This window comes from Streptococcus rupicaprae (assembly GCF_040545225.1).
In the GTDB taxonomy this organism is placed as follows: Bacteria; Bacillota; Bacilli; order Lactobacillales; family Streptococcaceae; genus Streptococcus; species Streptococcus rupicaprae.
Genome location: NZ_JBEPLO010000007.1, coordinates 31,300 through 44,584, shown reverse-complemented (window position 1 = coordinate 44,584; position 13,285 = coordinate 31,300). Strand labels below are relative to the sequence as shown.

The 13,285-nt window shown below is 46.1% G+C and carries 12 protein-coding genes; 6 read left to right on the top strand and 6 right to left on the bottom strand.

The genetic code is table 11. From position 1 onward, the window contains the following. Window positions 1–124 precede the first annotated feature (124 nt). Genes ABID29_RS04190 through ABID29_RS04170 form a run of 5 tightly spaced genes read right to left on the bottom strand, consistent with a single transcriptional unit; the run spans window position 125 to window position 4,567 of the window. On the bottom strand, window positions 125–532 hold the full coding sequence (locus ABID29_RS04190) for a PTS sugar transporter subunit IIA (RefSeq protein ID WP_354364611.1): 408 nt from the start codon (window positions 530–532) through the stop codon (window positions 125–127). 3 nt (window positions 533–535) lie between these two features. Next, window positions 536–1,354, bottom strand: a complete 819-nt coding sequence (locus ABID29_RS04185) for a PTS system mannose/fructose/sorbose family transporter subunit IID (RefSeq protein ID WP_354364610.1) — start codon at window positions 1,352–1,354, stop codon at window positions 536–538. Further along, window positions 1,341–2,252 carry a PTS mannose/fructose/sorbose/N-acetylgalactosamine transporter subunit IIC gene (locus tag ABID29_RS04180; RefSeq protein WP_354364609.1) on the bottom strand — a complete coding sequence of 304 codons (912 nt, stop codon included), beginning with the start codon at window positions 2,250–2,252 and terminating at the stop codon, window positions 1,341–1,343. Before ABID29_RS04180 ends, ABID29_RS04185 begins: the two co-directional genes overlap by 14 nt. Before the next feature lie 44 nt (window positions 2,253–2,296). Further along, complete coding sequence (locus ABID29_RS04175) at window positions 2,297–2,782, bottom strand: PTS system mannose/fructose/N-acetylgalactosamine-transporter subunit IIB (RefSeq protein WP_354364607.1); 486 nt, start codon at window positions 2,780–2,782, stop codon at window positions 2,297–2,299. A 3-nt stretch (window positions 2,783–2,785) separates the two neighbouring features. Next, a complete protein-coding gene (locus ABID29_RS04170) occupies window positions 2,786–4,567 on the bottom strand; it encodes a glycoside hydrolase family 35 protein (protein WP_354364605.1) in 1,782 nt (593 codons plus the stop codon). 255 nt (window positions 4,568–4,822) lie between these two features. Here ABID29_RS04170 and ABID29_RS04165 point away from each other — a divergent pair, with 255 nt between their 5' ends. The 6 genes from ABID29_RS04165 to lacD all read left to right on the top strand — a co-directional run bounded on the left by ABID29_RS04165 (window position 4,823) and on the right by lacD (window position 11,008). Then, window positions 4,823–5,530, top strand: coding sequence for a GntR family transcriptional regulator (locus tag ABID29_RS04165; protein ID WP_354364604.1), 708 nt, complete (start codon window positions 4,823–4,825; stop codon window positions 5,528–5,530). A gap of 28 nt (window positions 5,531–5,558) precedes the next feature. Further along, window positions 5,559–6,707 carry an AraC family transcriptional regulator gene (locus tag ABID29_RS04160; protein WP_354364602.1) on the top strand — a complete coding sequence of 383 codons (1,149 nt, stop codon included), beginning with the start codon at window positions 5,559–5,561 and terminating at the stop codon, window positions 6,705–6,707. Between the two features lie 180 nt (window positions 6,708–6,887). After that, a complete protein-coding gene (locus ABID29_RS04155; protein WP_354364601.1) occupies window positions 6,888–7,607 on the top strand; it encodes a GntR family transcriptional regulator in 720 nt (239 codons plus the stop codon). A gap of 52 nt (window positions 7,608–7,659) precedes the next feature. Continuing rightward, window positions 7,660–8,820, top strand: coding sequence for a tagatose-6-phosphate ketose isomerase (agaS, locus tag ABID29_RS04150; RefSeq protein ID WP_354364600.1), 1,161 nt, complete (start codon window positions 7,660–7,662; stop codon window positions 8,818–8,820). Window positions 8,821–8,833: 13 nt separating this feature from the next. After that, complete coding sequence (gene nagA / locus ABID29_RS04145) at window positions 8,834–9,994, top strand: N-acetylglucosamine-6-phosphate deacetylase (protein WP_354364598.1); 1,161 nt, start codon at window positions 8,834–8,836, stop codon at window positions 9,992–9,994. Window positions 9,995–10,006: 12 nt separating this feature from the next. Then, window positions 10,007–11,008 (top strand): tagatose-bisphosphate aldolase, encoded by a 1,002-nt coding sequence (gene lacD, locus ABID29_RS04140; protein ID WP_354364597.1) that lies wholly within the window; start codon window positions 10,007–10,009, stop codon window positions 11,006–11,008. Window positions 11,009–11,418: 410 nt separating this feature from the next. Here lacD and ABID29_RS04135 read toward each other — a convergent pair whose 3' ends face one another. After that, complete coding sequence (locus ABID29_RS04135) at window positions 11,419–13,272, bottom strand: proline--tRNA ligase (RefSeq protein ID WP_354364596.1); 1,854 nt, start codon at window positions 13,270–13,272, stop codon at window positions 11,419–11,421. Window positions 13,273–13,285 lie beyond the last annotated feature (13 nt).

Sequence of the window (13,285 nt, the reverse complement as noted above, 5' to 3'; positions counted from 1 at the left end):
TTTCGGTCCGCTATCGCTCATATGTTTTCAAGTGGAAGCCCTCTATTACTTCAAATAGCTAATAAAACTGAATTTGTCTAAAGAAGGCTCGGACCCCTGTCCAAGCCTTCTCTTATTTTACCATTTATTCATCTTCGTCGTCCTCATCAGACGCCGCCAGTAAATCATTGACTTTTTTGATGTTAGTACTTGCAAATTCCACCAAGTCCTCATTGGTTCCTACCAATTCGTTATTGATGAAGCCAATCACCATTGGCATGCTCATACCAGCATAAAGGTCGAACTCGCGTCCTTCTAAAAGAAGACGTGAGGCAACATTACAGGGCGTACCTCCAAGTAAGTCTGCAAAGATTACGACATCCTCGAAATCATGGATCACAGCTTCAAGCTTAGCGCGGAAATCTTCAACTCCCTCTGAGGGTTCCAAAACAACTGTATGGATGTTGTCTTGAGGTCCCATAAGCATTTCTGTACTAGCTTTCAGCCCTTCACAAAAGTTTCCATGACTAATCAATACTAATTGCTTCACCATAGATTACGCCATTCCTAATACGAAGTGACCAAAGGCAGACAACGCAACTGCAAGAACAATGATAATACCAATAGCCTTAGTAGAGTTCATACCACGACGACCCAAGAGCCAGAAAACAAAACCTGTGAACAGGGCTGGTACCAAACGTGGGAAGATGGAGTTCAAGATGTCTTGAAGGTCAATCACTTTCTCACCGATAGTTGGTGCCCATGACACTTCAAAGTTAATCATGGTTGCAACGAGAGCCCCCATCATGAAGACCCCGAGCACAGAAGCAGCATCAACAATAGCTGTTAGCGTGTCGCGCATGGTGGTGATCAGTTTCACCCCTTCTTTGTAGGCAAATTCTAACTGTACCCAACGGAAGACGTTAATCACCATAGCTACTGACACCCAAAGCAAGATTCCCCACCATTGACCTTCTTTTGCAGCTGTCGCAGCAATGGTACCCATGATAGCTGGCACCAAGGAACCAAAGATGGTATCCCCAAGAGGGGCAAATGGGCCCATGAGACCTGTCTTAATCCCGTTAACCGCATCCTTAGAAGCCACACCTTCCTTTTCTTCCAAAGCAAGGTCGAAACCTGTAATAATGGTGTGGAAGAAGTTAGAGGTATTGAAGAATTGCATGTGCAATTTCATCATTTCTTTGAGCTCAGGTGTCCCATCTCCGTACATTTTGCGCAATTGTGGCAAAATCATGTAGAGATAACTAGAAGACTGCATGCGCTCATAGTTCCACCCTAATTGGAAGGTCAGCAAACTACGCTTGTTAATCTGTTTAAAATCTTCTTTGGTTAGTTTGTAATTAGAATTCGTCATCTTCAATCTCCCCGCTTTCTACGTTAGATACTGGCGCAGCTACTACTGTACGACGAGCGTTTTGGTAGTGAAGAACTGCCAAGAGAATACCAATGATAGAAATACCAATCATTGACAAACCTTTGAAGTTGTTTGTGAAGGTGATAGCAGCATCTGCCGCAAGGCCTTCGTTAGCAACACCAACCAAGCTAGAAACAGCTCCGCCCAAGCTAGATACGTTGCCATACAAGACAGTCAACATAGCGGTTAGTCCAAAACCAGCTGCCAAGTAGTGCAAGTTGCGTTTAACCGGCAAGTAGTGGAGCAAGATTGCAAAACCAAGACCTGGCAACATACGACCTGCAAGAACCAAACCATCAGCCAACCATTTGAATTCTTCAATTTTTTGTACAAGTGTTTCAACGAAACCACCACCAAGCCAAAGAGCAAGGAAAACTGGAAGAGCACGTGAGAGGCCCCAAGGAAGGGCACCGAGTAGATAGTTGCGCTCAATTCCTTCGTAGTCAAAGCGCTCAATCGCCGCATCAATACGGTGTGCAAAGAAGGTTGTTGAGAAGCGACCTGCAATATCGGTGTAAACCAAGAGAGCCGCTACTGGTACCGCAATGGTTGTAATGGCAATTTCAGGATCAATCCCTTGGGCAACAGAGAAGGCTGTTGCAAGCACCGCACCTGAGGTTGCGTCGATACGAGATGCACCACCGAAGGTACCAACACCAAGTACCATGAGCTGGAGACCACCACCGATCAAGAGACCGGTCTGAACATCTCCCATCACCAAACCTGCTATAAAACCAGCAAAGACTGGTGAACCAGCAGATGAAACAATCGTTAACTCATCACAGATTTGATAGAATGAGTACAACGTGAGTAAAAGTATTTGCCACCATTGAATCATGATGTTTCCTCCTAAAAATTTAAAATGATTTCCGAAATTTAAGGTTATCTTACCTTATCAAGAAGCGGTAAGAAGTCTTTGGCAGCATCGTTTGGCACCATTTGAGCAATCAGTTTAACACCTTTTGCATGCAGGGCATCAAAGTCTGCGATGTCTTTGTCCACAACGTTGATGGAGCGTGTCACAGAACGTGTTTCAGGACTTTGCGACATGTTCCCAACGTTGAGTTCTGAAATGGTCACCCCATGCTCAACCAATTTCAAGAAACGGTCTGGGCGACGGGCAACGATAAAGAGACGTTGTGAATCATACTTACCAGCCAGAATGTTTTCAGCTGCTTTAGCTACTGGCAGGATAGATAGTTTAACGCCTGGAGGGCAAGCCAATTTCAAGCCTTGCTTCTCGATGTCGTTTTGTGCCACCTCGTCGTCAATAACCATGATACGGCTAGCTTGCAACTTAGAAGTCCACAAATTAGCTACTTGACCGTGGATGAGACGTCCGTCGATACGTGTTCCTATAATTGCCATAAGTTATTCCTCCTCCATTTTTAAATAATGGTGTTTTTTGATTAAGTTAATTGTGTCAGGCGCTTGCCCTTCCGTCTCAAAGACGATAATTTCATTTCGGCCTTTTTTGAGATAGCCTTTCGGAATATAGAGGGAAAGGATCGGTCCCACCTGCCAAAATCGGCCCAGATTAACCTGATTGATAAAGGCTACGCCCTTGCCAAACCCTTGCAAATCTAGGAAGGTGTCTTCCAACTCATCTAGCTCTACCTCATAGCGATAGAAGGCCGGTTGGCCGCTCTGCCATTGTCCCGAAAAATCCAGCGCTTCGAGATTGTCTAGCGGTAGACAATACTGCTCCCACTGGGTCAGGAAGTGAAGATCAGCCATGACGCCCTGCCGAAGTCCCTTTCTTTGGGTTTCTGTCAGAAGTTTGTGGCCATAGTTGACACGCCCCATGTTCTCCATCAGGATGTCCAGCTGGCTCTCGCCGTCTGGAAGCTGGTGCAGGATGTCCTCACCGATTTCCGACTGGTACTGGGTGATCACATGCTCTTGATTGACGAAGACTTGCGCGCGGTCTCGGCCGTCAATCAGTCGAAGGCGCTCTGGCTCTGGCTTATCATTCTCAAGGCGAGTGCGGTAGAGCAAGTAGCCCGTGGCTTGCCTCAACTCTTCCATGGTTTGTGGATATACGGAAGTGATTGGTTCTGCCAAGCTTGTCAGCGTCTCAAAGAGGGAAACCTTGTCCTTGAGCGGAATGTCTCTACGCTCCAAACTTGCTTTGATGAGAGGCTCTTTTTGCTCTATGTCAGGATAGAGTTCTTGAAGCATTTCCTTCAAAGCATAATATTTAGCCGTTGGATTACCCTGCTCATCAAGCGGCGCATCGTAATCGTAAGAGGTCACCTGAGGTAGGTCTTTTGCGCCCCTGGCTGAGCAACCGTTCATGAAGCCGAAGTTAGTTCCTCCATGAAACATGTAAAGGTTGATCGAACCAAGTTCCAAGCATTCTCTGACTGATTGAGCGAGTTCTTCTGGGTCTCTTCGGATAATCGGCTCTTTCCACCGATTGAACCAGCCGTCCCAGAACTCCATGCACATGAGTGGCCATTTCTTGCCATGCTCATCAAGGAAGTCCTGTACAGAAGCAAAGCGCTCTTTCGCTCTTGAACCAAAGTTAGCTGTTACAAGGATATCATCCTCGATCATGCTCCCTGCTCGAAGAGTCGCCCTCCAAGAACCATCCGAGGTTAAGAAAGGAACGCCGACTCCCCGCTCTAGCATGAGGTCGCGTATCGCTCGAAGATAAGCTTTTTCTTCGCCGAACGAGCCATATTCGTTTTCGATCTGGAGCATGAGGATATTGCCACCGCGATCCAGCTCTCGCTCAACCAACTTCGGCAAGAGCACGTCGTAGTAGTCCGCCACATGTTTCAGAAAAGCAGGATCGTTACGACGAATCTTGACGTCCTGAGTCAATAGCCAAGCGGGCAAACCGCCAAACTCCCACTCCGCGCAGATAAAGGGCGAAGGACGAACGATTGCATAGAGACCTAAGCTTTTGGCTAAATCTAGGAAGCGTTCCAAATCTAGAATCCCTGTAAAATCAAACTGACCTTTTTGAGGTTCATGAGCATTCCAGGGGACATAGGTCTCAACTGTGTTAAACCCTAAAGCTTTCAAGTTATATAAGGAATGATACCAGTCATCTGGATGAACCCGGAAGTAATGGATAGCCCCAGATATGATTTTGAAGGGTTTATCATCGAGATAAAAGTCATCTTTTATCTGAAATCTTGTCACAAGTACCTCCTTTCTCCTGTTTCAGGAACCGCTTTCGTATATTGATATAATATTATTTTTGGAAACAAAAGTCAATCAGCATATTTAACATTTTTAGTTTTTTTGGTGCCGTTTTCAAATAAATATTACAAAGGTGTTTTAAAAATCAAATCTCTTTTACAAGTTATGTATTCGCTTTATTTAAATTTATTTTTATGTTAATATGATAAGTAAAGAAACTCAAGTAATAACTCTTATCAGGAAGGACATACGCCTATGAGAACCCCTAAATATCAGATGATTAAGAATGATCTTAAGGAGCAACTGCGATCCGGAAAGTTCGAAAACGGCGACAAATTCTATACCGAGGCTGAACTGATGGACATCTATCAGGTCAGCTCAATTACAGTCATTCGTTCCTTGAACGACCTGGTTGCAGAAGGCTACCTCACGCGCCAACAAGGCAAGGGGACCTTTGTCTCTAGAGCTCGCAAGGGAAAACGCGTCTGTTTTTCCGATGTTGAACTCTTCCCCGTTGATCAGGATGAAGTTACTGTTTTGGCTATCGTCCGCGAGCAGGACCCTAACATTCTTAAAAAGCTCAAACTAGGCAAAAACGGCGCCTACTATCGCATCGAAAGAATCAGGCGCGCCGACAACATTCCCTATATTTACCAAAAGTCCTATATCCCCGAAGCCTATATCAATAAGAACTTCTCTGAGCTTTCCTACTATAATTCTATCTACAAGCATTTCAAGGAAGATTTCAATATCCATATGAACGAGGAAGATTTTATCGAAACCAATGAAATCGCTCTTCCAACGCCAGAAAATGTGGCTAAGATCTTGAATATCACACCAGACGAACCAACTGTTCTTCAAATTCGTACGACCTTCAACGAAACTAGTAACACCATCTATGAATACATTGAATCCTATAAAAAATGGAATTTTTATAAGTTCAAATTAACCTCTGACCACTAATCTTGTTTGCTGTAAAAGGAGTCTCCCTATGTTTACTAAAACTTCTGCCATTGCCAGAAATCATTTTTTTAGGTCTGTCCCCCAAGACGGTCCTAAGACCTATAAGGCAAAAAGCCTATCTCTCTCTCGCAACCCTATTACTCACTTCTTAGCTTATGACAAGCCAATTTATCTAACTGCCACCTCTGGTATTACCATGCTTATCGTGTCAGAAAGAGTTAGTGGACCTGCTGAAAAATTCATTCTTCATGGTACGGTAAAACTTTTTTCGAACATCTATTTCAATCTGATTAGTATTTCTGAATCTAGCCAAGTACAACTAAAAAACGCACCTGACAGTCAGCCAATCGAGCAACTGTTAGAAGTGCCCATACCAAAACAGTCCATCGAGCCAGAGGTAGAGTTATCGGAGATATACAGCCTCTATTACCAGGTCAAGAAAGCACCCTATCACTTTGGCATTGACTCTCATGATTACTGCGAGTTAACGATTGTAGAACAAGGGCAGTTAGAAACGACCGTTGATGGAGTGACCTACCAACTAGAGCGAAATGATGCTATTCTTTATCAACGAAATCAAGCCCATTCTCAGGCAGTCAAGGTAGATGAGACGACCACCTACATCACTATTTTGTTTGATATGACGCTAGATGATCCTAATTTTTTCAATCGAGTCTTCCCTCTGGATTCTGGGCAAGTTGCCCAACTAGAAAGTCTCATCAGGATTAGCGAAGATGAACACACCTCCTACAAGAGCGATCAGTTGCTAGCCCGTCTCAAACTGCTCATTCTTTCCCTAACTTCAGAATCTAGACCCACAACAGGCAGTGTAACTTCTATGAAAGAGAAGTATGACGAAGATATTATCCAGCAAATCACCGACTATATCAAGGAGAACCCTGGTATCCGAGTTATTGATATCAGCCATAATTTTGGCATGTCTCGCTCTAACATTCAGGCTCTCTTCCAACGTTTTGTTGGTATGCAGCCACGAGCCTATATTGAAGAGCAGCGCCTCAAACAGGCCAAGATTCTCATGCGTGATTCGAGCCATTCTCTCACCGAAATCTCCCGCATGGTTGGCTATCAATCCCTTCCAGCCTTCTCACGGTCCTTCAAACACGCCTTTGGTTACCCACCTTCAGATTACGCCAAAAAACTTTACAAGCAGATCTAACAACGACTTCTAAAGACTCTCTTTAGGAGTCGTTGCTTATTCTCAACGAGATTGATCTATTATATTAAATCATTCATTTTGAAAACAAGACCTCTAATTTTGTTAAATTTTTATCTAGGAATTTTCTCCAAAAAGGAGTACAATAGTGGTAACTGGTCATTACCAATTACGAGGTGATTTATGATTGAGATGAAACCTTTGTATCTTCAATTGAGCGACCAACTGATTAAGGAAATCAAGTCCTTGGGCAATCCTCAAAAATTTTTGTCCGAGAGAGAGATTTGTCGCCAATATGATGTCAGCCGAACAACTGTTCGCGCCGCCCTTAACCACTTAGAGCATCTGGGGTATATCTCTCGTCAGCACGGCAAGGGGACCTTTACCTCATCTGCTTGGCGCGATTATCCTAAGCTGAGCATGGGCTATAGCTTTTCTGAACAAATGCAGTCCTTGGGTAAAAAACCGACCAGCCAGATTTTAGGTTTTGGACAGGTCGTTGCCGACGATCATCTCTCTAAAGAGTTAGAAGTCGAGCCTTATGCTCCCCTTTGGTATCTTTATCGGTCTCGCTTGGCTGATGATGAGCCCATGATGTTGGAGATGACCTATCTCCCTGTCTCACACTTTCCCAACCTATCCGCCCAAGATATCGAGGAACACTCGCTCTATCATCTGTTTGAAACCCAGTACAATCAAAGGATTCAATTCGCAGATGAGATTTTCATGGCTGATTTATTGACTCAAGAACAAGCCAAATTACTGGGTGTTAAAGCGGGCGACGCCTGCCTTAGCCTGACCCGAAAGGCCTACAATCAAGACCGGCTCATCATTGAGTACACCTCCAGTGTTGCCCGCCATGATTGCTTCTTTTACCAAGTTAGGCATTATAACAATCGTTAATTCATTTGTAGGCCAAAAGGCCTATCACATCACATTCTCAAGGAGGACATTTATGTTTCAATTGTCAACTGCTGAGTTAGAGCAGCTGGGGGCTGAAATCACGACGCGTGAAATCCGCCAGCAGCCTGAGCTCTGGTTAGAAGCCTTCGACTACTACAAGGCTAACCTCAGCCGTATCGAAGATTTCTTTGCGCAGCTCCCTCAAGGCAAGTTGCGTCTGATTTTCACCGGTGCAGGAACTTCACAATATGTCGGAGATACTGTGTTACCTTATCTTAAGCGGTCTGGTGACGAAGAACGGTTCGACTTCCAATCGGTCGCTACTACTAACTTGGTTTCAAACCCGCACGATTACTTCAAAGCAGATATTCCAACAATTCTAGTTTCCTTTGCCCGTTCAGGTAATTCGCCGGAAAGTCTTGCCAGTGTCCAGCTGGGCCAACAGATCGTCAAGGACTTCTATCAAATCACCATCACTTGTGCTCCCGAAGGGAAATTAGCTCAAAACGCCCAAGGCGATGGGCGCAATCTTCTGCTCCTCATGCCTGAGCGTTCCAACGATGCTGGTTTTGCCATGACAGGCAGCTTTACCTGCATGACCCTAACAGCGCTTCTAGTATTTGACCAATCCAGTCTAGCAGCTAAAGAAAACCATGTTCGGGCCATCGCTGAAATGGGCCAAACCCTTATTGAGAGCGAGGCTGACTTGCAAGCTTATGTGGACTTAGAGTTTAATCGTGTCGTTTATCTAGGCTCTGGTGCTCTGGCAGGACTGGCTCGAGAAGTTCAGCTCAAAATTCTCGAATTGACCGCTGGACAAGTCGCTACCTGCTTTGACTCCTCACTTGGTTTCCGTCACGGTCCGAAATCTTTTGTCAACGACAAGACCTTGATCTTTGTCTTCGTGTCAAACGATGATTACACGCGCCATTATGATATCGATATCCTCAATGAAATTTCTGGCGATAGAATCGCCCGTTTGACCTGCGGTATACAGGTTTCTAGCGATCTCGACTTCGATGGAGAAAGCTTTACATTTGACAAGGGCTACCAAACTATCCCAGATGCCTATCTAGCACTTCCTTATGCGATCTTCGGTCAAACCATCTCTCTGCTCACAGCTATCAAGGTTAACAATAAGCCTGATACCCCCTCTCCGAGCGGCACCGTTAACCGCGTTGTCAAAGGGGTTACGATTCACCCACTGACTTAGAAAAGAGCTCACTATGACAAAATACCTTTATGCCAAACAATTTTATTTTACGGATGAAGTAAAGGGACCGGGATACCTCCCTATTTTAGAAGATGGAAAGTTGGGCACCTACCAGGAAGAGCAACCTGACGGTGAGATTATCGACTACAGCGCCTACAGCATTGCCCCTGGCCTTGTTGACACCCACATCCACGGCTTTATGGGCCACGATGTGATGGATAACTCTGCTGAAGGCCTGCGATCTATCTCAGCTGGCCTACCGTCTTGCGGGGTGACGTCCTACCTTCCAACAACCTTGACCGCTCCTAGAGATCAGCTCAATGCCGTCTGTGAAACGGTCGGTCAAGTTGCAGAGCAAAAATACGAAGGGGCCAAGATTCAAGGCATTTTTCTAGAAGGGCCATTTTTCAGTGAAGTTTACAAGGGTGCTCAAAACCCTAGTTACATGAGCGATCCAGTGACCGATTACCTGGATGATTGGCAGAAGCTTGCCAAAGGTTGGGTCAAAAAGATTGCCCTAGCACCTGAACGCGACGGTGCCATCAACTTTATCAAACATGCCAAATCCCAAAATATCTATAGTGCCCTGGCTCATACAGATGCCACCTATGAAGAGTGCCGTTTAGCGGTCGAAGCTGGCGCCAACATCTTTGTCCACACCTACAACGGCATGCGCGGCCTTCACCACCGTGAACCTGGAGTAGTTGGTGCAGCTCTGACCCTAGGCCAATACGACGAGCTTATCTGTGACGGCCACCACGTCCACCCCGTTTCTGCCAAGATTGTCATGCAGGCAACAGGCCCTGAAAAGACAGTTCTAATCACCGATTGCATGCGGGCGGGAGGCATGGGAGAATGCGAATCCACCCTAGGAGAATTTGATGTTATCGTCAAAGACGGTACTGCCCGCCTCAAGCACAATGGCAGCCTAGCCGGATCGATTCTAGAACTGATCCAAGGTGTTCAAAATGTGGTCAACTGGGGAATTGCGCCCCCTGCAGAAGCCCTGCGCATGGCCAGCCTCAATCCTGCAGCCTCTGTCGGCATCGATGACCGTTGCGGAAAAATTGATCCTGGCTACCCTGCTGATTTCATCGTCTTAGATGACCAACTCAACCTCAAGGCCACCTTCATTGACGGAGAAGCTTACTACACTAACGAAAGCCATAACTAGAAAGGAAGCATTATGACAAGCTTAACATTAACCCCTGGAAAACTTCAGCACCTTAAAAACCTTTCAAACCAAGACGACATCATTGGTGCCTTGGCGATTGACCAACGCGGCGCCCTTCGTAAAATGATTATCGCAGGTGGTGGTTCTACTGGTGAAGATTCTATCATCCGCTTCAAGGAATTGATCTCCCAAGAATTAACCCCTTTCTCCACTTCGATTCTCTTAGATCCTGAGTATGGCGTGCCTGCTACCAAATTACGGGCAGAAAACAGCGGGTTGATCGTCGCCTACGAAAAAACAGGCTACGATGCCACCACTGTTGGTCGCATTCCAGACCTTTTGCCAAACTGGTCAGCTAAGCGTATCAAGGAATTGGGCGCAGATGCGGTTAAGGTCTTGATTTACTTTGACATTGACGAGAGCGATGCTATCAATGACATCAAAAAAGCTTGGGTAGAGCGGGTCGGTTCAGAATGTGTGGCCGAGGACATTCCTTACTTCCTTGAAATCTTGACCTACGATGCGAGCGATATCGATGTCAAAGGGGAAGAGTACGCCAAGGTTAAGGCCCATAAGGTCATCGAAGCCATGAAACTCTTCTCAGACGCACGCTATAACGTAGATGTTCTCAAGGTAGAAGTTCCTATCAACATGGCCTATGTTGAAGGTTTTGCCAAAGATGGCATCACACCGCTACACACCCGCCAAGAAGCGCTTGACCTCTTCAAGGCTCAGTCAGATGCTACCCATCTGCCATTTATCTTCTTGAGCGCCGGTGTCTCAGCCAGTCTCTTCCAAGATACTCTACGTTTTGCTAAGGAAGCTGGTTCAAGCTTCAACGGTGTGCTCTGTGGCCGTGCAACTTGGGCAGATGCAGTCGGCGTATATGCTGCAGATGGCGACGATGCTGGGCGTGCTTGGCTAGCTGAACATGGTCGTAAAAATATGGAAGACCTCAACAGCGTCCTAGCCGAAACAGCTAGCCCTTGGACAAATAAGGTAACCGCCAACTAGGCTTCCTATGCTCAAAGGAAATCAATCTATCCTAGGAAACGAAGCTGATGATAGAACTGGGGGTCATCGAAGCCAGTTGACGACGGTCATCTTTGATGGTCAAAGAGTATTTAATGTGTAGTCAAAGGGCAACTAGACACCCCGCACTGCTTGCTTTTCTAAAATGCCAGACTCAGTGCCGCTTAATTTCTCCCTTATTTTTAGTCTAGTGAAACTGCCCGTTTGATGTTTAAAAGCGATCAACTTAATCGTTGACCGCTTTTTTCGTCTATTCAGACTTACCTTATTTTGAGTGATTCTTTGTCGAGAGTTAGCGCTTATGAAGCTTGGTCCCAAAACTTTTTCTCATCAGTCAAGAAAATGAACTTGCCGAATCAAGCAATGTGTCAGTTTTGGTAACAATATCTTCCTTAGCCCTGAGTCAGGATAGACAGCGTCTCTATCAAATTATCGGCATGTACTTCAATAGAGGCTCCAGTTGCCTTAATTTTAACTTCAACAACACCATCTGCCGCCTTCTTACCAACGGTCACACGGATTGGCAGACCGATCAGGTCGCTATCAGAAAACTTGACCCCAACGCGTTCATTGCGATCATCTGTCAGAACCTCATAGCCAGCTTCCTGGAGACGGGCTTCGATGATAGCCGTCAAGCCGTTAGACGCCTCATCCTTGCTATTGACTTCAATCAAATGGACATCGTAAGGTGCCAATTCTTTAGGGAAGTTAATGCCCCAAGCATAGCGGTATTCTCCCTTAGGCGTCTTATTGACAAAGAGGCGGGCGTGCTGTTCCAGCACCGCTGATAGGAGACGGCTGACACCAATCCCATAGCAGCCCATAATCATAGGAACTGCTCTGCCATTTTCATCTAAAACCAAGCCGTTCATGCTCTCCGTGTAGCGAGTGCCTAGTTTGAAAATGTGTCCCACTTCGATTCCGCGAGCGAACTTGAGCGTCCCTTGGCCATCCGGAGAAAGCTCCCCTTCACGCACTTCGCGGATATCCACATAGTCTGCCGTAAAATCTCGACTTGGATTTACCCCAGTCAAGTGGAAGCCGTTGTCATTGGCACCAGCGACAGCATTGCGGAGGTCTTGGACACGACGATCTGCTACGATGCGCACATTTTCTGGCAGGGCAACTGGTCCTAAAGAACCAAAATCAGCCCCAAAAATCGCTCTAGCTTCCTCATCTGTTGCAGGCTCTAGGAAATCAGCCGCCAAATAGTTCTTCAGTTTAACATCGTTGAACTGATCATTGCCAACCAAGAGGGCAACAACCGGCTGACCATCGGCCATGAAAAGCAAGGTCTTGATGGTCTGCTCCTGATCGATCGTCAAGAAAGCAGCCACTTCATCAATGGTCTTGCAATCTGGCGTCGCGACCTTAGTTAGTTCCTCTTGTGTTACCACCATATTGCGTGGCTTGTAAAAATCAGTCGCCATCTCTAGGTTAGCCGCGTAGCCTGATTCGCTGGAATAAGCGATAGTATCCTCACCTGATACTGACCAACTCAAGAGCTCAGCCTTGATAGCTTCCAAAACATCCGCTGGCAAATCGCTCAAACTTCCAGCTGACTTATCCAAGACAACCCAGTGGGAAAGATCCGTCCGATCTGGCGTGATAGCCATAAACTCTTGACTATCCTTACCGCCCATAGCCCCACCATCGCCGATAATGGCTTTGTAATCCAAGCCAGCACGGTCAAAAATCCGTTCGTAGGCTTCCTTATGGTCCAAGTAACCCTGATCCAGACTTTCATAATCAGCATGGAAACTATAGGAATCCTTCATGATGAATTCGCGGGTCCTCAAAAGACCATTGCGGGGGCGTTTCTCATTGCGGTATTTGGCTTGGATCTGGTAGAGGGTCAGAGGCAATTGCTTGTAAGACTTGACCGAATCACGGACGATAGCGGTCAAGGTTTCTTCATGGGTTGGCCCCATGATAAACTCTGTCCCTTCGCTATTTTTTAATCTGAAGAGATCATCTCCGTAAGTCTCATAACGACCAGATTCCTTCCAGAGCTCTGACGTAATCATGGCTGGTGCCAGCATTTCGACCGCACCGATCTTATCAAATTCCTCACGGATAATGGTCTTGATTTTTTCAATAACGCGATTAGCCAGGGGAAGGTAGGTGTAGCTTCCCGCTGAGATCTGGCGGACATAGCCCGCCCGAAGCATCAGAGCATGACTGATTACCGAAGCATCGCTTGGCATTTCTCGCAGAGTTGGAATCAGCATTTTTGACTGTTTCATGAATTGTTTCTTC